The organism is Rothia nasimurium, from assembly GCF_049068285.1.
Lineage (GTDB): Bacteria > Actinomycetota > Actinomycetes > Actinomycetales > Micrococcaceae > Rothia > Rothia nasimurium_I.
The window spans coordinates 82,496-104,157 of record NZ_JBLKPV010000009.1 but is presented as its reverse complement, the minus strand read 5'-3'; the positions used below and the strand labels follow the sequence as shown (position 1 = coordinate 104,157).

Below are 21,662 nucleotides of genomic sequence, written 5' to 3'. Positions count from 1 at the left end.
CCTAGGAGTGAGGTGGGTGGGGTTAGATGAGGTTGACGTCTGCCAGGATGCTGCGGATACGGTCGGCTTCTGCTTCACCGAGGGTTTCCATGGGCTGGGACATGGTGTTGGATTCCAGGATTCCCATGACCTGCAGGGCGGTTTTGAAGGCGCCGAGGCCGGCTGCACCGCCGGAGACGCTGGGGGTCTCAACGAAGACAATGTTGAAGAGCTGGGCCAGGCGGTCCTGTTCCTTGCGGGCTGCTTCCCAGTCCCCCGCGATGGAGGCTTCGTAGAGGCGCTTGTAACCGGCAGGGTCGACGTTGCCCAGGCCGGGGACGAGGCCGGCGGCACCGGAGAGCATGGCCCCGTCGCAGACGACTTCGTGGCCGGTGAAGATAGAAAAGCCTTCGACGTCGCGGGTTTCGAGAATGAGCTGGCGGAAGGCTACGTCGTCACCGGAGGAGTCCTTGACGCCGGTGATGACGCCGTCGCGGGCGAGTTTGGTGAGCAGGCCCAGGGGCAGCTTCTGCTTGGTGCGGACGGGGACGTCGTAGGCAAAGACGGGTACGTCAACGGCCTCGGCAATGGCGCGGAAGTGGCGTTCTTCTTCGAAGGCGTTGTCGATAGCGTAGAACTGGCTGGTGACGACGATGGCATCACCGCCGATGGCCAGCAGACGCTTGGCTTCGTCGATGACGCGGGCGGTGGTCATGTCGTTGATACCGACGATGAGGGGGACCCTGCCGTCAATCACTTCTACGCAGGTGCGGAGGACGGTTTCCCGTTCTTCGTTGGTCAGGTAGAGGACCTCAGAGGAGGAGCCGAGGGCGAAGATGCCGTCGACGCCGCCGTCGATGAGGTGGTTGATGAGGGTAGCGAGGGAGGCGAGGTCGACGGTGCCGTCGGCGTGGCGGGGGGTCAGCAGGGGCGGAATGACGCCGGAGAAGGCGGGGTTGCTCATGGTGTTCTCCTTGGTTGGGTGGGTTGGTTCTAGACGTGGAGCAGGGTGGGAGCAGCGCCCAGGAGGCTGCGGGTGTAGTCCTGGCTGGGGGTGTCGAAGACCTGTTCGGCGCTTCCTTCTTCGACGATTTTGCCCTTGTACATGACGCAGATACGGTCTGAGACGTAGCGGACGGTCTGGATGTCGTGGGAGATGAAGACCATGCCCAGGAAGAGTTCTCGTTTGAGGTCTGAGAGCAGGTTGAGGACCTGGGCTCGGACGGAGACGTCGAGGGCGCTGGTGGGTTCGTCGGCCACAATCACCTTGGGTTCCAGGGCGAGGGCGCGGGCGATAGCGACGCGCTGACGCTGGCCACCGGAGATCTGGGAGGGCAGGGCGTCCGCTGCGGACTGGGGTAGGCCCACCAGGTGCAGCAGCTCGCGGACGCGGCGGTCGCGTCCGGCCTTATCCCCGATGCCGTGGACGTCCAGGGGGTCGCGCAGGATGTCTTGGACGGTCATACGGGGGTTGAGGGCGGTGGCGGGGTCCTGGAAGACGATGGAGACGTCGGAGCCGAAGTCCTTGCGGAGGGCAGCATTGCGCTTGAGGGCGCTTTGGCCCTTGAAGAGGACGTCACCGCCGGTGGGCTTTTGCAGACCGACGATCACCGAGGCCAGGGTGGACTTACCGCAGCCTGATTCGCCAACCAGGCCGATGGTTTCGCCCCGGCGGACGGCCAGGTTGACCCCGTCGACGGCCTTGACGATGTTGGGCTTGAGGATGCTGCCGGTTCGGGCCCGGTGGTAGACCTGGACGTCCTTGAGTTCAACGATGGGTTCGCTGACGCGGCGGACGGCGGCCCGGCCGGTGGTATTCAGCAGGTTGGCTGATTCAGGGGTTGCAGCCGGGGTTGGGTTGACGGGCTGGGTGCTCATGCGTTGCCCCTTTCGGTGTCAAGGTGGGAAGCCCAGTGGTGGTCGCTGTCGCCGGGAACGGGGGTGAAGACCAGACGCTGGTTGGGGTCGGCGTCGGCCCGCAGGGAGCGTTCTGCGAAGCGGTCGCCGGTGGCAAAGTCGGACGGTGAGGGGACGGTGCCGGGGATCTGGTAGAGGCGGTCGGAGCCGGACTCAATGGAGAGGACGGAGCCGAGTAGGCCGCGGGTGTATTCGTGCATGGGGTTGGCCAGGAGCTGGCTGGTGGCGCCTGCTTCTACAATCTGACCGGCGTACATGACGGAGATCCGGTGGGCGACCTGGGCGACGAGGGCCAGGTCGTGGGACACGAAGATCATGGCGAAGCCCAGCTGTTCCCGCAGCTCGTTGAGGAGCTTGATGACCTCGGCCTGCACGGTGACGTCGAGGGCGGTGGTGGGTTCGTCGGCAATGACCAGCTTGGGGGAGCGGGAGAGGGCCATAGCGATGAGGACGCGCTGGCGCTGGCCGCCGGAGAGCTCGTGGGGGTAGGAGGCCAGGGTGCGCTCGGGGTCGAGCTTGACCAGGCGCAAAAGCTCTTCGGGGCTCTTGCGGCCGCCACGGCGGGTCAGCTGCTTCATCTGGTCCTTGATGAGCATGGAGGGGTTCAGAGAGCTGAGGGCGTCCTGGTAGACCATGGAAATCACGGAGCCACGCAGCTTCTGGAAGTCAGCCTCTGAGGCCCCGACCAGCTCCTGGCCTTCAAAGAGGACGGAGCCGGTGATCTTGGCCTTCTTATCGAGCAGGCCGATGATGGCCAGGGAGGTAATGGACTTACCGGAACCTGATTCACCGACCAGGCCCATGGTTTGGCCCTCGGTGACGGTGAAGGAGACCCGGTCGACCACGGGGGTATCGCCAAAGCGCTCAGGGAAGTAGATGGAGAGGTCCTTGACTTCCAGGATGACGCGGGCCGAGGCGTCCGCCTGCAGGCGGTCGGTGCGGCGGGCTTCTGCGTCCTTGAGCTCTGCCAGGACCCCTGCCAGGTTGGCTACGGCAACAGCATCACGGTCGGCTGCCGGGCGGGAGGCTGCGTGCTTGATAGCGTCACCGTCGGGGCCCCAGGGGGAGGCGACGGTCTTATCGTCGGTTGCGGCAGGGGCGGCGGTGACGGCACCTGAGGTGCGGCCAGCAATAGCGGAGGAGTCATCAATCTTGACCTTGCGGCGCAGCTTGGGGTTGACCATGGCGTCGGTCATACCCTCAGAGAGCACGTTCAGGGCCAGGACGGTGAGCAGGATGATAGCGCCTGCGAAGGTGGTGGCCCACCAGCCGCCAGCCAGCACGAGGGCGCGGCCGTCGGCGATCACGTTACCCCATGAGGGGTCTGGCGGACGCACGCCTGCTGAGAGGAAGCTCAGGGAGGCTTCGAGGATGATGGCGTCAGCGACCATGACGGTGGCGAAGACCAGTACGGGGGCAATGGTGTTGCGGACGACGTGCTTGAGCAGGATGTAGAAGCGGGGGGCTCCCATGACCCGCTCGGCGCGGACGTAGTCCTCATCCCAGGCTGAGAGCACCTGGGCGCGGACGACACGGGCCAGCTGCGGGGTGTAGACAATAGCGATGGCGACGATGATGGTGCCCACGGAGTTGCCGAGGGAAGCCAGCAGGACGGCAGCCAGGGCGATACCGGGGAAGGCCATGAGCACATCCATGATGCGCATGATGACCTCTGAGACGACCTTGCTGCTGGTGGCTGCCAGGGCGCCAAGAATACCGCCCATAATCAGGGCGAGGGCAACAGCGCCGAGGCCAACCTGTAGGGAGGCGCGGGCACCGTACATGAGACGGGAGAGGATGTCGCGGCCCTGACGGTCGGTGCCGAAGAGGTATTCGGAGTTGGGGGCCCCGATGGGGGTACCGGTGGAGGCCAGCGGGTCGTGGGGGGCGAGCCAGGGGGCGAAGATAGCGATCAGGGCGATGAGGGCAATGAAGCTGAGGGCTACTTTGGAGCCAAGCGGCAGGGCCTTGAATCGGATGCCGGGCGCTGAGAGGCGTTCTGCGAGTCCGCTACGCATGGTTAGACGCTCCTGATTCGGGGGTTGATGAGTAGGTAGAGCAGGTCAACGATGATGTTGACGAGCACGAAGGTGACGGCAATGGTGAGCACGACGCCCTGGACCAGGTTGATGTCGTTGCCGGTGATACCGATAAAGATGAGGTTGCCCATGCCGTTGAGGGAGAAGATCATTTCGATGACCACAGCACCGCCGAGCAGGTAGCCGATACGCAGGCCCAGGACGGTCACCGGGGTGATGAGGGCGTTGCGGAGTACGTTCTTGGTGATAACTTCGCGGCGGGGGACACCGTTACCAATGGCGGTGCGCACATAGTCCTTGTCGAGTTCTTCGACCATGGAGGTGCGGACGGTTCGGGTTAGGGAGGCGCTGACGGGGACAGCCAGGGCCACGGCGGGGAGGAACATGTGGTTGAGCCAGGTTCCAAAGCCGCTGCCGGTGGGGGCCAGGCCGCCGGTGGGGAACCAGCCCAGTTTGAGGGAGAAGTACTGGATCATGAGAATGCCCAGCCAGAAGGAGGGGGTGGCGATAGAGGCCATGGAGAGGACGCGGATGACCTGGTCGGGCCAGCGGTCCCGGTAGAGGGCCGCAATCACGCCGAGGATCAGGGAGGCTACTGCCGCAATGAGAACACCGAAGAAGGTGAGCTGCAAGGTTGTGGGGAAGGCCAGCTTGATCTGGTCGATGACGGGCTGGGCCGGCGGGGTGGTCATACCCAGGTCGAAACGGATCAGGCGGCCCAGGAAGGCAAAGTACTGCACGATGAGCGGGTCATTGAGGCCGTGGGAATCACGGTAGGCTTCCTTGGCTTCCTCTGAGGCGCCTTCGCCCAGGGCAATGGTAGCTGGGTCACCAGGGGTGAATTGCAGGATGACGAAGACCAGGATGGTCACGCCCAAAATCATGGCTGGCAGGGCTATCAGGCGCCTGCCAAGGAGTCTAAGGAAGTTTGACACGGGGTTCTCCCTGCTCAGTGCTTAGGTGGGGTGGTCAAAGGTGGGGGCGGACGGCGCCGGGTTGGGGGGCGTCCTGGATGGAGGGAATGCGGCGGCCTACCCGGGGTAGCAAGGGGCCTGCGCACCGGGTAGGCCGCCGTGATTCATTGACCGGTATTCAACCGGTAGGTGCGCCCGCACAGGGGCGTCGGGGCTGCACCAGAAGACTATGTGTGGATGGAGAAAGGGGAAGGTGCCTTCTGGGGCAGGATCTGGCTACTTGGTGGTGCCGACGTTCTGGAAGGACAGGCCGGTGGTAGGCAGCGGCTTGAAGTCTGACAGGGTGTCGGGGGACCAAGCGGTGGGTAGCTTGCGGTGGAAGAGGGGGTAGAGGGGGACGTTGTCAGCGACAATGTCGAAGACGGTCTTCCAGTCCGGTGAGTCGGAGGCAACCGCAGCTGCCATGGCTTCCTGGAGCTGGGCGTACTCGGGGGTTGAGGACCAGCGGAAGCGCTTCTCGGGCCAGGTTGCACCGCGGTACCACCAGGACAGCAGCAGGTCGGGGTCGTTGCCGAAGACGGAGGGGTCGCCGGGGGCCAGGACAACCTCGAAGTCACCGGTGTCAACGAAGTCTGAGTAGAGGGATGAGCTCTTGGTGTCAGCCAGGGTGACGTTGATGCCTGCGTCCTTCAGGGATTCCTGAATGAGCTGGGAGCACTGCTTGACCCAGTTGTGGTCGGTGGTGCGCAGGGTGATGGTGAGGTTCTCAACCCCGGCGTCCTTGAGCAGCTGCTGGGCCTTGGCCTTGTCGTAGGTGTAGACGGTGGAGGCCTGGGTGTAGTCTGCGTGCTCCTTGTGCAGGAAGGAGGTGGCTGCGGTGGCGTTGCCCAGCAGGCCGGTTGAGATGACCTTGTCCATGTCAATGGCGTAGAAGAGGGCCTGACGGACTTCCTTCTTATCGAAGGGGGCCTTCTCGCAGTTGAACATCATGAAGAGCAAGCCGAAGGACTGGACAGACTCAACAGAGACGCCGTTGGTGTTCTCCAAAACGGGGATGTTGTCGTAGGGAACAGACTCAATCGCCTGGACGCGCTGGGAGCTCATAGCATTGACGCGGGCTGAGTCATCAGCGAGAATCAGCCATTCCATGGCCTTAGCCAGGGCAGGTCGGGGGCCGTTGTAGTCGTCGAAACGCTCAAACTTGATGTGGTCACCCTTGGTGGCAGAAACGAACTTGTAGGGGCCAGAGCCAATGGGGTGGGCACCGAAAGCCTCGATATCGTCGCTTGCAGAGGCAGGCATGATATTGACGAGGGAGATACGGGTTGCAAAGAGGGGGAAGGGCTGGTTGAGCTTGAACTCTACGGTGGTGTCATCTACTGCGGTGGTGGAATCCAGGAAGTAGAGGAACTGGCTGAAGAGGGACTCTTCTGAGGTGTAGAGTTCGAAGGTCTTGACGACGTCTGCTGCGGTGACAGCAGCACCATCGTGGAACTTAGCGCCTGAACGCAGGGTGACGCGGTAGGTGGTGTCGTCGACCTGCTCGGGGTCGCCGGTGGCCAGGGCGTTGTAGCGCTCGCGGGTTGCCGGGTCGAGGCCGTAGAGGCCTTCGAAGATGTGCAGGTTGGCGGCGAAGGGGGCGGCACCTGAAGCCTGGGAGGGGTCAAAGGTGGTGGAGACGTCGTAGGCGATGGCGGCGGTGATGGTGCCGTCCTTGTTGGTGCTACCGGCTGCTCCGGTGGAGGACGCGCCGGTTTCCTGGGATGAGGAACCACAGGCGGCTACGGTTGCGGCGAAGGCGGTTGCGGCGCTGATGCTGCCGGCAATTTTGAAGAAACCGCGGCGGGAGGTGTCAAAGTTCTTGACGGTATCGAGCTGTGACATCGGTGTCTCACTCCTAAGATGCTGGCTCCGGGTGGGGGAGCGGGGGACATATAGAACTATGCAGTTATGAGGTAGGACGTCCTACCTTTACCCTGTATACTAGTGACGGACGTCTAATCGGGTCAAGTGCATTGAAGCAAAAACCTTAATAATGACGTCACATCAAACTCCCAACAATCAGCCCCCGCCCTACCAGGCCAGGGGGCCAAACAGCCTACAATAAATACGACTCCTTTGGAGGCCACCGTGTCGCATATTCCAGGCCACGCCACCCCCTCGAACCACAAAGAAGAGCGTGCTATGAACCACCCCGCAGCGGACCTTACCCCTGCCGTCCCTGACCTCGGCTTCTTTCTGCCCAAAACTCCGTCCAGAAGTGCCGCCCAAATCCGCCAGCACCAGCTCCAAAATGACATCATCGCCCTCATTTTTGACCGCCAGCTCGGCCAAGGGGACCCCCTACCCACCGAACAGGAACTCATCGATGCCCTGGGCGTGGGGCGCAACTCCGTCCGCGAAGCCCTCAAGGTCCTCGAAGCCCTAGGCATCGTCGAAGTACGCCACGGCTTCGGCACCTTCGTGGGCGGCAACGCCCTCACCTCCATGGTCCGAGCCCTCAGCTTCCGCGGCTGCCTGGCCCTTTACCACGGCGGCCAAGAAGCCCTCGAACTCGTGGAAGTACGCGAGGCCCTTGAAGTAGGACTCATCCCAGCCGTCATCCCCGTCATGACCGACCAGCAACTCGCCAAAGTCAAAACCGCCCTCGACGCTATGGAAACCAGCGTCCACAACGGCACCTGGCTCGCCGAATCCGACCAAAACTTCCACGCCGCCATCTTCGAACCCCTCGGCAACGAACTCCTCTCCCGCCTCCTGGACGTCTTCTGGCAGGTCTACAACAGCATCGCCGGCATGCTGGATACCGTCGCCCCCCTGGACGACGCCGAAACCTGCACCCTGCTCGACGCCCACCGGGCCCTCTACGAGGCCATCGCCGCCCACGACGAAACCGCAGCCATCCAACTCATGCGAGAACACTTCGTCGGAATCCGCGCCCGCCTCACCTCCTGGCAAACCCGCTGGCTCCAAGACACCAACCCCCAACTATGACGCCGTATTACAGGGCTACTTTTTGTTAACGTCACGGACGTGAGATACCCCCCAAAACAAGCCCCAGAGCCAGGAAGCCACAAGGGGAGTGGTCTAATAGAACGTAACGCGAAAACCGCGTTCGAACCACAACGGAACCGAGCACCAGGGTGCAGACAACGCTGTGGCCGCACCACACCACATCACCCCAACAGAAAGATTCATAGCCGTGAAGAAATTTGTTGCCACTCTGGCTCTCGTACCCCTCGCATTCGGACTTGCAGCCTGCGGCTCATCAAGCAGCGACGACGTCGTCAAAATCGGCGTTGTAGGCACCGACCCCTCCAACGACAAGCTCGTTGAAGTAGCCAAGGCTGAGGGAATCAACATCGAAATCGTTGAGTTCACCGACTACACCCAGCCCAACCCCGCCCTCGCAGCAGGCGACATCGACCTCAACTGGTTCCAGCACATCGCCTACCTCTCCAACTACAACGTAGAAGCAAACGACACCCTGGGTATTGTTGGCCCCACCGTCATCTACCCCATGGCCCTCTTCTCCAACAAGCACACCGACATCTCAGCCCTGCCCGAGGGTGCTGAAATCGCGATCCCCAACGACACCGTCAACCAGGCCCGCGCCCTGCTCCTGCTCGAAGCTAACGGCCTGGTCAGTTTCAAGGCTGAAACCACCAGCCCCACCCCCGACGACATCGCCGAAGGCTCCAAGGTCAAGGTAACCCCCGTAGACGCAGCCCAGACCGTGCTCGCCCTCGAATCCGTTGACGGCTCCGTCATCAACAACGACTTCCTCAAGGACGCCGGCCTCAACCCCAAGGACGCCCTGGCCCAGGACGACCCCGCCAACGAGTCAGCCCGCCCCTACGTTAACCTCTTTGTCTCCACCGCTGAGAACGTAGACAACGAAACCTACAAGAAGATCGTAGAGCTCTACCACACTGAAGAAGTTCAGGCCGTCGTTCAGGAAGACACCCAGGGCACCGCTGTTGAAGTGACCACCGACGTCGCCGAACTGCGCTCCACCCTGGCCACCCTGGAAGAGCAGAAGCGCAACAGCTAAAACACTAGGTGAAAGCTCACCCTTGAGCTAGCTCACTCACCCCCATCAGCGGCAGCCAACTGCGGTAGGCTAGACACTTCGGCCCCGACCGGTGCCAGCTCTAGCCCCGCACGGGCTGCCGCTGTGCGCGTACCTGACCACCGGCGTCCGCAAGGCCCTGACCCACAGCGTGAAAGGTGCCGGGCTCACCACCGGCGCCCACCGGCACCAGCCTGTAGCCACAGCAAACCCCCAACCGAAGAAGAACACATGACCGAACAGCGAGTCCAGCCAACCCCGGCCGCCCAACCCATGGTGGTGCTCACCAACGTCACCAAACAGTTCAAGGTCGGCAAGAAAACCGTCACCGCCGTCAACGGCGTAGACCTCACCATCAACAAGGGTGAAATCTTCGCTATCATCGGCTACTCCGGTGCAGGTAAATCAACCCTGGTTCGCCTCATCAACGGCCTCGAAACCATCACGAGCGGCTCCCTCACCGTCGACGGCTTCGAAATTGCCGGCAAACGTGAATCCCAGCTCCGTGAAGCCCGCACCAACATCGGCATGATCTTCCAGCAGTTCAACCTCATGAACTCCCGCACCGTAGCAGGCAACGTCGAGTTCCCCCTCATCGTTGCAGGCTGGGACAAGGCCAAACGAGCCGCCCGCGTCACCGAGCTCCTCGAATTCGTCGGCCTGTCTGACAAAGCCAAAAACTACCCCGACCAGCTCTCCGGCGGCCAGAAACAGCGCGTCGGCATTGCCCGCGCCCTCGCTACCTCCCCCTCCCTCCTCCTAGCTGACGAATCCACCAGCGCCCTGGACCCTGAGACCACCGCTGAAGTTCTTGACCTCCTCAAGAAGGTCAACTCCGAACTCGGTATTACCGTCATCGTGATCACCCACGAAATGGACGTTGTCTCATCCATCGCAGACCGGGTAGCTGTCATGGAACTCGGTAAAGTCGTTGAAACCGGAAACGTCTACGACGTCTTCTCCAACCCGCAAACTGAGGTTGCCCGCCGTTTCGTCGGCACCACCGTCAAATCCCTCCCCGTGGGTGCAGAAGCCGCTGAACTCAAAGCCCGCCACAAGGGCTACCTCATCAACATCGAAATCACCGAAGGCAACCAGGGCATCGGTAAGGTCCTCTCCTACCTTGGCGCCCGAAACGTCTCCTTCAATATCGTGCAGGGCGGCCTGGAAACCCTCCAGGGCAAGACCTACGGCAGCCTCACCCTCGAGCTGCGCGGCGACGTCACCAGCCTGGACGCCGTCGTAGCCGAGCTAAAAACCGTTACCCGTGTGCAGGAGGTCCGGTAAACCATGGACGCAACCTTTATCTCCAACAAGCTCATCCCTGCCCTGGGTGACACCCTTTACATGGTGTCATTCACCATGCTGATAGCCGGTGCCATCGGTATGGTCTTTGGCCTGCTGCTTTACACCACCCGACAGGGCAACATTCTGGCTAACCGTTTCGTGAATATTCTGCTGAATGTCATCGTGAACGTGGTCCGCCCTATCCCCTTTATCATTCTCCTGGCGGCCCTGGGCCCGCTGACCCAGATGGTGGTTGGCACCCGCCTGGGCGTCAACGCCGCGATTTTCGCTATGGTCTTCGGCGCCTCCTTCGCTATCGCCCGTATCGTCGAGCAGAACATGGTCTCTATTGACCCCGGCGTCATTGAGGCAGCCCGCGCCATGGGGGCCTCTAAGATGCGTATCCTCTTCACCGTCATGATCCCCGAAGCCCTGGGCCCGCTGATCCTGGGCTACACCTTCCTGGTCATCGGCGTGGTTGATATGTCAGCGATGGCCGGTTACATCGGCGGTGGCGGCCTGGGTAAGGTCGCCCTGGTGGACGGCTACCAGCGCTTCAACGAGGTCATCACCTGGTCTGTTGTTGCCGTCATCATTGTTCTGGTGCAGCTGATTCAGCTGGTTGGCAACATGCTGGCCCGCAAGGTCATGCGCCGCTAAAGACGGCAGGCAGGTGGGGACGCCCGGGCGGTGAGTAGGCTGGTAAGGACAGGTGTCAGGTAGGCATACATGCTTGCGTCTGCGACCCTCTCATTCCTTGCCCGGGGGCTCGTCCAGCCTCGTAAACTCGGCTGATTCCGTGCTCTCTTGCGTGCTCGCTAGCTCGCACCCGAGCACTTCATCACGCCAGCCCCGAACCAGAAGACGCTGTGCATGCATACCTGCCCAGCTAGTTGGCTTCAGTTTTCTACCGATGTACCCCGGGTAATACCGGGTGTGGCTCAGGGCCGGTTCCTGTAGGGGAACCGGCCCTTTGCCTTGCCTAGTCCTTGTTTTTGCCGGTGATCCAGGAGGAGTCGTAGAGGCTGCCTGGGCCGGGCAGGTTGCTGCCTTCTATGTCTTGCTCGTAGAGGCGTTCGGCGAAGTCCGTGGGGCGCATGAGCCTCTCGTCGTCCTCGTCGTCGTGATCGGTGAAGCGGGCCAGGAAGAAAATACCGTAAAGCAGGGCCGCGAAGACAAGCAGGAAGAAAGCGACCTCAACGCAGAGCATGGCGTAGTTGCGGCGCAGGTCGGCGTCAGCCTCGCTCAGGAGGGCTGGGACAAGCGTAAAACTGGCCAGGGCGAGCAGGCCTGCGGTGACGCTCAGGCCGTGGGGGAACCAGATCCAGGGGTTGCGTTTGGCCGGGGGCGTGGGGTGGGGACGCTGGGGCTCGGTTTCTTCCTGCCCGGTGGGGGCCTGGGGCGGGAGGAATTCGCGGTAGTAGGCGCGTTCGTCGTCGCTGAGGTCTTCGAGGCGGCGGCCGTAGCGGGAGGGGCGTTTCTGCTCGTTCTGCTCGGGGTCTGTCACTGCTCGTCCTTGAGAAGGTGGTGGGGGTTAGCGGTCGCGGTCGGGTAGGTGCCCCACCCAGGCGTTAAGCTGGGCGAGGAAGGCGGGGTCGGTGAAGGAGCTGAACCGCCCGATACCTGCCGTCAGCAGGGGAGCGGGGGTGGCAGCGTCCGGCTCAACCTGGTAAATCAGGCAGTTGGTGCCAGCATTGGTAGCGGCAGTCATGCCGGTGACGGAGTCTTCTACGGTGAGGGCCTGCTCGGGGGTGAAGCCTAGGCGGCGGGTTGCTTCGAGGTAGATGTCGGGGGCGGGCTTGCCTTCTTTGACGTCGTGGAAGGAGACCCAGGTATCCAGGTAGGGGGCGTAGCCGAAGTGGGTGAGTTTTTTGGTCAGCAGCTTGCTGCCGGAGTTGGACGCCACCGCCACGGGGATTTTTGCTGAGAGGAGTTTGATGGCATCGAGGGCGCCGTCGATGGCGGTGACGCCACGGTCGATGATATCGAACTCGGTGGTGGTGATGGTGGTGTAGACACTGTCGCGGAAGGCATCGGGGGAGCCGTCGAATTCGGACGCCAGCGGGGTGAGGGCTGAGAGACGGTCGGCGAGGTCGCCAGCGGAGATGCCGACGAGGGAGGCTTCGAGTTCGGGGGTGAGGTCTACCCGGTAGTGCTTGAACATTTCGGCCTGGATCTCGCCCCAGAGGGTTTCGGAATCGAGTAGGACGCCGTCGCAGTCGAAGACAGCGCAGGCGGGGGCAAAGTGGGTGGGGGCTGAGTGAAGTTCAAACATGGTTCTATGCTCTCATAGGACGCGCCGGTAGGGGAGCATGGGGAGGGGGATGAGTGGCTGGTATGACCGAAAACCAGTACATATCAGTTCCTATGCTCATTTAAGGGTGGTAGAGCTACAGGGCCCCTGCAGTGTTGAGAAATGAAGGAAAACCTTTTCAAGAAAGGTTGCACCTAGCGTAAAAAGTCTGTAGTATGGGTGGCAAGAAGACCCGTCAAGGCTAGTTCTCTACTAAGATAATCCTAGTAGGAATCCTCAAATGGACGGGTTTATTTATGTCTAGACTTCCTTTTGCGAAACAGGCTCAGAACAGCCAAGTCCTGAGAGCCAAGCTCGCCTGTCAAGGGCTAAGCGACCAAGACCAGGTCCTTCCCGCTTTTCTAACCCAGGTCGATTACTACCGTTTCAAGGGCTACGCCTGGTTCTTCTTCGAAGATAAAACTAACCATACTGCACAGGCCCGATTCATTCCTGGAACCGATGCTGCAGAGATTCTTGATTTATACGAGTTCGATGCTGAACTTCGAGGCTATATTATGAAGCTCTCTGAAATCATTGAAGTCTGGCTACGGGCCGCAATGATTAGGCACTTTCCCTCAAATGGCGACCCCCTTGCCTACGCGACACAGCCTGGTCTGTATGTTGCAGAAAACAAGCACGAGCAAGACCTTCACGAGCTGAAGCGGCTTTTGAAGAAGAATGAGACCTTACCCTTTGTGAGGGCCTTCTATTCGAAGTATGACTCGGAGTACCCACCTTTATGGATCGCAACTGAGGTCATGAGCTTCGGTCTCCTTTCGAAATGGTATTCAAATATTAAGGATGCCTCTGTGCGCAAGAAGATCGCGCTTGAAGTGGGCTTACAGGCTCCCGCTTTTGAAAGTTTTCTGAGGGTATTCACTATTTTTCGAAACGCAGCTGCCCACCACAGTAGGGTGTGGAACCTTGCATCAGCGGTGCAGGGTGTTACCCTACGAAAGCCTCCACAGCTTCTTAGTGAGTCACTCGATGGCGCAGATACCTCTAAAATCAACTTTGTTCTTGCAATAGCTGTTTACATTGCGCGGCAACTTGGAACAGGGGAAAAATGTATTCCAGGGCTAAGGCAGCTCCTCATCAACGCAAGTGGGGCAATGCTCGATGAAATGGACATTCCAGACGGGTTTGAGCAGTTCGAATTGTGGGCCTAAAGCAGCATGACAACGGCGGGGCATCTATCACATAAACCCACGCAAACCCACAGAAAGTGGGATAATAGAGCCCATGCCTAGCGTACTCATTCGACACGGACAGACCGACTGGAACCTCGTACACCGCCTGCAGGGCTCCAGCGACATACCCCTCAACGACACCGGCCGCGCCCAGGCGCTCGCCGCCGCCCACAACGTCCTCGAATACGCCAAGGCCCAAGCGGACGCTACCCCCGGCTTCACCTGGCACGGCGTCGTCACCTCCCCCCTCTCCCGCGCCGCAGAAACCGGCCGTATCATCGCCGACGAACTGGGCCTACCCGTCCTCGGTTCCTACCCGGGCCTCGCAGAACGTTCCTTCAAAGACCTCGAAGGCATGCAGAACAACCCCGCCCTCTGGGAAACGGTAGAAAACGAAACCGCAGACATCGAACCCCTGGCTGACTTCCTCGCCCGCGTTGAAGACGCCCTCGACCAGGTTGAAGCCGACTACCCGGGTAAGAACCTGATTATCGTGGTGCACGGCATGCTGATTTCCCGCCTGCAAACCGCCCGCACGGGCCAGAAAGTGCTGGTGCCCCATAACGGTGAGGTGGTGCCCCTGGCCCCTGCCCGCCGGGCGTCCTCCATCATGCTGATCCGCCACGGCCAGACCGACTGGAACAAGGCCCGCCTCATGCAGGGCTCCAGCGATATTCCCCTCAACGACACCGGCCGCGCCCAGGCCCACGCCACCGCCGCAGCCCTCCGAGCCGCCGGGCACGAGTACGACGTCGTCGTCTCATCCCCGCTCTCCCGGGCCAAGGAGACCGCCGATATAATTGCCGCCGCCTACGGCCTCACCGTCCACACAACCTACGATGACCTCATCGAACGCGGCTACGGCGAAGCCGAAGGGCTCGACATCTCAGAAGAAGCCCGCCGGGCCCCCGATGCCTTCTACGCAGGTGTTGAAAGCGAACGCTCCGTCTACCTGCGCGGCATCAAGGTGCTACGTCAGATAGCCCGCGACTACCCGGGCCAGCGCGTCATCGTCGTCTCCCACGGCTCCCTGATTCGCCGCGCCCTCTCTGCCACCCACGGCCGGGAATTTGGCACCATCGGCAACGCTGAGCCCTTCGCTATCGACCTTGCAGGCCTCCTTGCATGGACCGAAGCCGGCGAAGCCTTGCTCGTAGGCAAACCCTAGTGGTTCCCGGCCCGTCCCCTGCCCGGCCTGCCTATCTGCAGCGCCCGGCCGTCCGTGCCGTCCTTTGGGGTCTGACCGGTATCTACCTGGCCCTGGTGGCGGCCCTGGTCTTTACCCCCACCAGCGAAGACCCCAACTCCGGCCAGCTCTTCCTCACCCTCATTGAGGACGCCCACGCCGCAGGCTGGTTGCCGACCTGGTTGGGTTACGACCAGATTGAGTGGCTGGCTAACGTCTGCATGTTTGGGCCCGGGGGTTTCCTTTTGACCCTGCTGTTCTTACCCACCCGCTGGTGGCCGGTGCCCCTGGGAGGTCTAGGGGCGACCCTCCTCATTGAAACCACCCAGCTGATGATTCCCGGGCGTGTAACGTCTGCGCTGGATGTCCTGGCGAACAGCTTAGGCTGTGTTATCGGTTGGGTTTTCGCTTTGATTTGGGTCAAATTGACTGTAAAACCCACAAAAACAGCACCAATGAGGGTGTAATTCTAGGGGTTTCCATTGACGTACCCACAGAAACCCACATAAAATCAACTATAGATAGGGTCGCCCGGCCCGCTTCCTCTTTTAACCAAGGTGATATACACATGTTCGCTGAAGAACGCCGTGCCGAAATAGCGAAGCTCGTCGCATCAGCACGCCGAGTCAACGGCGCAGACCTCGCCCGGCGCTACGAAGTCACGATGGAAACCGTCCGTCGCGATCTCGCTGCGCTTGAAGCCGACGGTAAACTGCGTCGCGTCCACGGCGGCGCAGTCACCGTGGAGCAGTCCACCTCCGTGGAATCCTCCATCGCCCTGCGCCAGAATCTCAATACCCCCGAAAAGCAGCGGATCGCCCAGCGAGCCTACGAGCTGCTGCGCGATTCGGACGCGGGGGCCGTCGTCCTGGACGCCGGTACCACTACCGAAATCCTCGCCGACCGCATCGCAGCTGCCGACTTCTCCCTCAAGTCCGGTGCTGACCGCCTCATCATCACCCATGCCCTCCACATCGCTGTGAAGCTGGCAGAGGCAGACGGTATCGTGCTCGATATGGTGGGAGGCCAGCTGCGTAAGATGACCTGGGCTGCCGTTGGCACCCGGGCTGCAGCCCACTTTGAGACGATCCGCCCCGACATCGCCTTTATCGGTGTCAACGGGCTGGACGCCACCTTTGGGCTCTCCACCCCCGGCCTGAACGAAGCAATCGTCAAAACTGCCATCGTGAAGTCAGCCCGCCGCGTCGTGCTGCTCTGTGACTCTGCCAAGTTTGACCAGGAATCCCTGGTCCGGTTCGCAGGTCTTGAGGACATCGACACCCTTATCACTGACAAGGCGCCCGAAGGCGACCTGGCCACCGCCCTTGAAGAATCCAATGTAGAGGTGCTTATCGCATGATCGTTACCCTAACCGCCAACCCCAGCATGGACCGCACCGTGGAACTGAACCACGAAATTAAGCGCGGGGCCGTTCAGCGTGCCGTTGCCGCCGCCTCTGACCCCGGTGGCAAGGGCGTCAACATTGCCCGGGCCCTGACTGTCTCCGGTTTTGAGACCGTAGCCGTTCTGCCCGGTGATAATGAAGACCCCGTCCTGGCCAGCCTCAAAGAAGCTGAGGTTCCTTTCGTCAATATGCCCATCGGCTCTCCCATCCGTTCCAACATCACCATCGTTGAACCGGACGGCACCACCACCAAGGTCAACGCCCCCGGCGAGCCCCTCAACGACGTCGCCCAGCAGCAGCTGACCCGCCTGATGATTAAGGAAACCATCGACGCCTCCTGGCTGGTCCTGGCTGGTTCCCTTCCCGCAGGCGTCCCCACCGACTACTACGCCGTCGTTGGCCGCTCCATCCGCGAATCTCTGGGAGATAAGGCCCCCCGAATCGCTGTTGATACCTCCGGCGCCGCCCTGCGCGACGCCCTCGTCGGCCTAGACGGCATGCCCAACCTCATCAAGCCCAACTCCGAAGAACTTGCTGAACTCGTCGGCAAAATCGAGATGGCCGACGAACTCGAAGCCAGCCCCGAGCTGACCGCCCGCACCGCCCAGGAACTGGTAGACCGCGGCGTCGAAATGGTCCTCGCCACCCTCGGCGGCGGCGGAGCCGTCCTCGTCACCGCCGACGGCGCCTGGCACGCCATCCACGAACCGGTCAAGGTCCGCTCTACCGTGGGCGCAGGCGACTGCTCCCTGGCAGGCTTCCTGATTGCCCATGAACAGGGCAAGACCCTCCCCGAGTGCCTGGTGCAGGCCGTCGCCCACGGCTCTGCAGCGGCCTCCCTGCCCGGCACCCAGGTACCCACCCTAGAATCCACCACCCCCGAGGCAGTCACTCTGCGGGAACTGGCCCTCTAACCTTATTTTTCCTCTGAACCACACCCTTTACCCCAACACAATCCGAGGAGGAGCACATGTCTGCTCTCATCACTGCGGATCTCATCAGCCTCGATGAGAACCTCGGCGAATCCCGCTTCGATGTCATCGAACACCTAGCAGGAGCCGTCGTAGGTGCTGGCCGCGCCACCGACTTCGACACCCTCTACGCCGCAGCCCGCGCCCGCGAAGAGAAGACCGACACCGGCATCCCCGGCGGCATTGCAATTCCGCACTGCCGTACCGAAGCTGTCACCGAGCCCACCCTGGCGATGGCCCGCCCCAACCCCGCCGTCGATTTCGGCGCTAAGGACGGCCCGGCCGACCTCATCTTCTTCATCGCAGCTCCCGCTGACGGCGGCGAAGCCCACCTGAAAATCCTCTCTCAGATGGCCCGCTCTCTGATGAAGAAGACCTTCACCGCAGCCCTGCGCGAAGCCAAGACCGCTGATGAGGTTGTAGTTCTGGTGGAAGAAGCCCTCGGCCTGCGCGAAAAGGTAGCTGAGGCACCCGCTGCGGACGCCGCGTCCGGCTCTGTTGCAGCAGCTGGCGCTGCCGATGCAGCACCTGCCCGCCGCAAGAAGATTGTGGCTGTGACCAACTGCCCCACCGGCATCGCCCACACCTACATGGCAGCCGACGGCCTCAAGTACGCCGCTGAAGAACTGGGTTACGACTTCAAGGTCGAACCCCAGGGTTCCTCCGGGGGCGAGAAGCTCACCCAGGCCGAAATCGACGAAGCCGACGCCGTCGTCTTCGCCGTAGCCCTGCCCGTGCGTGGCCGGGAACGCTTTGCCGGTAAGCCCTACGTTGAAGCCCCCGTCAAGCGCGGAATCGACGACCCCAAGGCCATGATTGAAGAGGCCCTGGCTGAAGCTGAAAAGCCCAACGGCAAGCGTGTTACCGCAGGAGCCTCCTCCGAAGCTGAAGCAACCAACGACTCCGGCCCCTGGGGCACCCGCATCTACAAGGCTTTGATGACCGGTGTCTCCTACATGATTCCCTTCGTAGCAGCAGGCGGCATCATCCTGGCCCTCGGCTTCATGCTCGAAGCCATTACCCTGCCCAACCTGGGCGAGGTAGATCCTGCAGCAATCCTTGAAGGGGCCTCCCTCACCAACCTGAACGGCACCCCCCTCTCCCTCTACCTGGGTGCTGCCCTGCACACTATCGGCGCCTTCGGCCTGGGAGCTATGGTTCCCGTCCTGGCAGCCTACATCGCCTACGGCCTGGCCCAGCGCCCCGGCATTGCCCCCGGCTTCATCGCCGGTTCTGTTGCCGTCATGGTCGGCGGTGGCTTCCTCGGCGGTATCGTCGCCGGTCTGCTCGCCGGTCTGTGTGCCTACTGGCTCTCCCTGCTCAAGCTGCCCCGCTGGCTCGCCTCCATGATGCCCGTGGTCATCACCCCGCTGGTGGCTACCCTCTTCGCCGGTGGCCTCATGTTCTTCCTGCTCGGTGGCCCCCTGGCCTGGGTTACCACCTCCCTTGAGACCTGGCTGAACTCCATGACCGGTGCCTCAGCGATCCTGCTTGGCATCATCCTCGGCGCCATGATGGGCTTCGACCTCGGCGGCCCCGTCAACAAGGCAGCCTACCTCTTCGCCACTGCCGGCCTATCAGCAGGCACCCTGGCCTCCCAGCAGATTATGGCCGCCGTCATTATCTCCGGTATGGTGCCCCCGCTGGCCATGGCCCTGGCAACCACCATCCGCCCCAGCCTCTTCAGCGCCCCCGAACGCGAAAACGGCAAGGCAGCCTGGCTCCTGGGTGCCTCCTTTATCTCTGAAGGCGCCATCCCCTTCGCCACCGCTGACCCCCTGCGTGTGATCCCCTCCTCCGTTGTCGGTGCAGCTGTTGCCGGTGCTATCTCCATGGGTGCAGGCGTCGCCTCACCCGCCCCCCACGGTGGTGTCTGGATCATCGCCCTGGTTGAGAACCCCCTGATGTTCCTCGTTGCGGCGATTGCTGGCATGATTGCGGGCGGCCTCATGTATATTGTTCTCAAGTCACTCGCGGGTCAGAAGACTGACGCGGCGGCCTAAAGACCACAAACCTCAAAGGAAAACACAAATGACTACTTACAAGGGCGTCGGCGTCTACGCCGGCCGTGTGATTGGCAAAGTCCTTCAAATGCCTGAGCCCATCAAGGCTCCCTCATCATCCCTGAAGCTCTCCGCCGACGAAACCCCCGAGCAGGCAGCCGAACGCATCAAGGCAGCAGCCGAAACCGTCAAGAACGGCCTGCTCGAACGCGCCGAGCACGCTAGCCGCGACGGCAAGGCCGTGCTCAAGTCCACCTCCCAGATGGCAACCGACCGCGCCCTGCTCAAGAGCGCTATCAAGATTGTCGAGAAGCAGGGCAAGGCCCCCGAACTGGCAGTCTGGGAAGCAGCCTCAGCCTTCGCCGACCAGATGGCAGCCCTGGGCGGCTACATGGCCGAGCGCGTCACCGACATTCACGACGTCCGCGCCCGCATCGTCGCCGAACTGACCGGCCAGCAGGCCCCCGGCATCCCCGTCTCTGCTGAGCCCTTCATCCTGGCAGCCATTGACCTGGCCCCGGCAGACACCGCCACCCTTGACCCCAAGCAGGTCATTGCCCTCATCACCTCCGACGGCGGCCCCCAGGCCCACACCGCGATTCTCGCTCGCGGCCTCGGCCTGCCCGCCATCGTTGCCGCCAAGGGCGTCACCGACATCGAAAACGGCACCGAAGTCTACGTTGACTCCAACGAAGGCACCGTCGAAACCGAAGTCACCGACGAGCACCGCGACCTGGCTGAAAAGTACGCCAACCGCAAGGAACTGCCCGACTTTGACGGCACCGGCATCATGGCAGACGGCACCCTCGTGCCCCTCTACGCCAACGTCGGCGACGGCAAGAGTGCAGAAAAGGCAGCCGGCCTCAAGGCTGAAGGCGTTGGCCTGCTCCGCACCGAATTCGGCTTCCTGGGCCACGACACCGAACCCACCGTCGAAACCCAGACTGCCAGCTACAAGGCCGTCTTCGACGCCTTCCCCGGCCAGCACATCGTCGTCCGCACCCTGGACGCAGGCGCCGATAAGCCCCTGCCCTTCCTCAACGTCAAGGAAGAAGAGAACCCCGCCCTCGGCGTCCGCGGCTACCGCACCGACTGGACCGTCCCCGGCGTCCTCGAACGCCAGCTCGAAGCTATCAAGGCAGCAGCCGACGGCTCCGACGCCGACATCTGGGTCATGGCCCCCATGATCTCAACCACCAGCGAAGCCCGCCGCTTCAAGGAAATGGTTGACGAAGTAGGCCTGAAGACCCGCGGCGTCATGGTCGAAACCCCCGCAGCAGCCGTCAACGCTGAAGCAATCCTCGGTGAAGTCGACTTCGTCTCCATCGGCACCAACGACCTGACCCAGTACACCATGGCAGCAGACCGCCTGCTCGGCGACCTGGCCCACCTGAATAACCCCTGGCAGCCCGCCGTCCTCAAGATGATCAAACTGACCGTCGAAGGCGCCAAGCGAGCATCAGCCAAGGCCGGCGTCAAAAAGTACGTCTCCGTCTGTGGCGAAGCAGCAGCCGACCCCGCCCTGGCCGTCGTCCTCGTCGGCCTCGGCGTAGACACCCTCTCCATGAACGCCGGTGCCATGGCCGCTGTCTCCGCCGTCCTCAAATCCGTCACCCCCGAAAAGGCCCAGCAGATCGCCATCGACGCCCTCGACCAGATCTCATCCGCCGAAGCCAAGGAAGCTGCCCGCAAGCACCTCCCCATCCTCGACGAACTCGGCCTCTAAAATAACCCCACAGATACTGAATAAATCACAGCGAATCACAGGGAAAACACCCCCCAAAAGTACGCACACTGATTTAGACTCAGTAGTGGATAACAAATCCGTACCCCCTTTTGTAAGGAGAACCCCATGGCAGAACGTATCGCCACCATCGCAAGCCGCGTTGGCCTGCACGCCCGCCCCGCAGCGATCTTCGCTGAAGCAGCTGGCGACCTCCCCGTAGAAGTCACCATCGCAGCAGAAGGCGAGCCCGCAGACGAGGCAATGGACGCAGCCTCCATCCTCTCCCTCATGTCACTCGGCGCTAAGCACGGCGACAAGGTCGTTCTGCGCGCAGAAGGCGACGGCGCTGAAGAAGCACTCGACACCCTGGTCAAGATCCTCGAGACTGACCACGACGCCGAGTAATTACACTTTTAGATGAGCGTCGTCGTGGTCAGGTGAGGAGTTCGCTCCGCTCACCGCACCACATTCGTCAGCTCTTGCGTCACCGCTCGCGGTGACCCGCTGACTCATCACGACGCCGAGTAATTATCTCGTTAGCCGAGTAATCTCAGCCTTACGGTTTGACTCAAGCCCCGCCCCAGATTCTGGAGCGGGGCTTGAGCGTATCTGGACGAAACTCACGGCCTGTTAGGATGCACAGCACCAGTACGAATAGATAGACTGGGAAGCTGAAA

General features: G+C 61.9%; 19 protein-coding genes. 12 read left to right on the top strand and 7 right to left on the bottom strand.

The genetic code is table 11. From position 1 onward, the window contains the following. Positions 1-22 precede the first annotated feature (22 nt). The 5 genes from ACMXX3_RS09035 to ACMXX3_RS09015 form a co-directional block, all read right to left on the bottom strand. Positions 23-943, bottom strand: a complete 921-nt coding sequence (locus ACMXX3_RS09035) for a dihydrodipicolinate synthase family protein (protein WP_421084387.1) — start codon at positions 941-943, stop codon at positions 23-25. Positions 944-972: 29 nt separating this feature from the next. Beyond that, entirely contained in the window at positions 973-1,857 is an 885-nt protein-coding gene (locus ACMXX3_RS09030) for an ATP-binding cassette domain-containing protein (RefSeq protein ID WP_421084386.1), read from the bottom strand. Continuing rightward, positions 1,854-3,914 carry a dipeptide/oligopeptide/nickel ABC transporter permease/ATP-binding protein gene (locus ACMXX3_RS09025; protein WP_421084385.1) on the bottom strand — a complete coding sequence of 687 codons (2,061 nt, stop codon included), beginning with the start codon at positions 3,912-3,914 and terminating at the stop codon, positions 1,854-1,856. The genes ACMXX3_RS09030 and ACMXX3_RS09025 overlap by 4 nt, the downstream gene beginning before the upstream one ends. Positions 3,915-3,916: 2 nt before the next feature. After that, entirely contained in the window at positions 3,917-4,870 is a 954-nt protein-coding gene (locus ACMXX3_RS09020) for an ABC transporter permease (RefSeq protein ID WP_237201940.1), read from the bottom strand. A 255-nt stretch (positions 4,871-5,125) separates the two neighbouring features. Next, entirely contained in the window at positions 5,126-6,733 is a 1,608-nt protein-coding gene (locus ACMXX3_RS09015; protein WP_421084384.1) for an ABC transporter substrate-binding protein, read from the bottom strand. Positions 6,734-7,033: 300 nt separating this feature from the next. On the opposite strand from ACMXX3_RS09015, the gene ACMXX3_RS09010 reads away from it, so the two are divergent. From ACMXX3_RS09010 to ACMXX3_RS08995, 4 genes are all read left to right on the top strand, one after another. Then, a complete protein-coding gene (locus ACMXX3_RS09010) occupies positions 7,034-7,843 on the top strand; it encodes a FadR/GntR family transcriptional regulator (protein ID WP_421084383.1) in 810 nt (269 codons plus the stop codon). A gap of 208 nt (positions 7,844-8,051) precedes the next feature. Further along, positions 8,052-8,903 (top strand): MetQ/NlpA family ABC transporter substrate-binding protein, encoded by an 852-nt coding sequence (locus ACMXX3_RS09005; RefSeq protein WP_237208658.1) that lies wholly within the window; start codon positions 8,052-8,054, stop codon positions 8,901-8,903. A 249-nt stretch (positions 8,904-9,152) separates the two neighbouring features. Then, a complete protein-coding gene (locus ACMXX3_RS09000; RefSeq protein WP_421084382.1) occupies positions 9,153-10,208 on the top strand; it encodes a methionine ABC transporter ATP-binding protein in 1,056 nt (351 codons plus the stop codon). A gap of 3 nt (positions 10,209-10,211) precedes the next feature. Further along, on the top strand, positions 10,212-10,868 hold the full coding sequence (locus tag ACMXX3_RS08995; protein WP_237188945.1) for a methionine ABC transporter permease: 657 nt from the start codon (positions 10,212-10,214) through the stop codon (positions 10,866-10,868). Positions 10,869-11,190: 322 nt separating this feature from the next. On the opposite strand, the gene ACMXX3_RS08990 is transcribed toward ACMXX3_RS08995, so the two are convergent. Together ACMXX3_RS08990 and ACMXX3_RS08985 are read right to left on the bottom strand one after the other, a co-directional pair. Next, positions 11,191-11,715 carry a hypothetical protein gene (locus ACMXX3_RS08990; RefSeq protein ID WP_421084381.1) on the bottom strand — a complete coding sequence of 175 codons (525 nt, stop codon included), beginning with the start codon at positions 11,713-11,715 and terminating at the stop codon, positions 11,191-11,193. Positions 11,716-11,742: 27 nt separating this feature from the next. Continuing rightward, positions 11,743-12,483, bottom strand: a complete 741-nt coding sequence (locus tag ACMXX3_RS08985; protein WP_421084380.1) for an HAD family hydrolase — start codon at positions 12,481-12,483, stop codon at positions 11,743-11,745. A 275-nt stretch (positions 12,484-12,758) separates the two neighbouring features. On the opposite strand from ACMXX3_RS08985, the gene ACMXX3_RS08980 reads away from it, so the two are divergent. From ACMXX3_RS08980 to ACMXX3_RS08945, 8 genes are all read left to right on the top strand, one after another. After that, positions 12,759-13,673, top strand: coding sequence for an Abi family protein (locus ACMXX3_RS08980; RefSeq protein ID WP_237188826.1), 915 nt, complete (start codon positions 12,759-12,761; stop codon positions 13,671-13,673). Positions 13,674-13,746: 73 nt separating this feature from the next. Next, positions 13,747-14,862 (top strand): histidine phosphatase family protein, encoded by a 1,116-nt coding sequence (locus ACMXX3_RS08975; protein ID WP_421084379.1) that lies wholly within the window; start codon positions 13,747-13,749, stop codon positions 14,860-14,862. Then, complete coding sequence (locus ACMXX3_RS08970) at positions 14,862-15,347, top strand: VanZ family protein (protein ID WP_421084378.1); 486 nt, start codon at positions 14,862-14,864, stop codon at positions 15,345-15,347. Before ACMXX3_RS08975 ends, ACMXX3_RS08970 begins: the two co-directional genes overlap by 1 nt. 101 nt (positions 15,348-15,448) lie before the next feature. Beyond that, positions 15,449-16,240 carry a DeoR/GlpR family DNA-binding transcription regulator gene (locus ACMXX3_RS08965; protein ID WP_237188829.1) on the top strand — a complete coding sequence of 264 codons (792 nt, stop codon included), beginning with the start codon at positions 15,449-15,451 and terminating at the stop codon, positions 16,238-16,240. After that, entirely contained in the window at positions 16,237-17,199 is a 963-nt protein-coding gene (locus ACMXX3_RS08960) for a 1-phosphofructokinase family hexose kinase (protein ID WP_421084377.1), read from the top strand. The genes ACMXX3_RS08965 and ACMXX3_RS08960 overlap by 4 nt, the downstream gene beginning before the upstream one ends. Positions 17,200-17,255: 56 nt before the next feature. Beyond that, a complete protein-coding gene (locus ACMXX3_RS08955; RefSeq protein ID WP_421084376.1) occupies positions 17,256-19,259 on the top strand; it encodes a PTS fructose transporter subunit IIABC in 2,004 nt (667 codons plus the stop codon). 28 nt (positions 19,260-19,287) lie between these two features. Beyond that, the gene (ptsP, locus tag ACMXX3_RS08950) at positions 19,288-20,985 is read left to right on the top strand and encodes a phosphoenolpyruvate--protein phosphotransferase (protein ID WP_421084375.1); all 1,698 of its coding nucleotides are present in this window, start codon (positions 19,288-19,290) and stop codon (positions 20,983-20,985) included. Positions 20,986-21,111: 126 nt separating this feature from the next. Then, positions 21,112-21,390 (top strand): HPr family phosphocarrier protein, encoded by a 279-nt coding sequence (locus ACMXX3_RS08945; RefSeq protein ID WP_068169273.1) that lies wholly within the window; start codon positions 21,112-21,114, stop codon positions 21,388-21,390. The last annotated feature ends 272 nt before the right edge of the window (positions 21,391-21,662 follow it).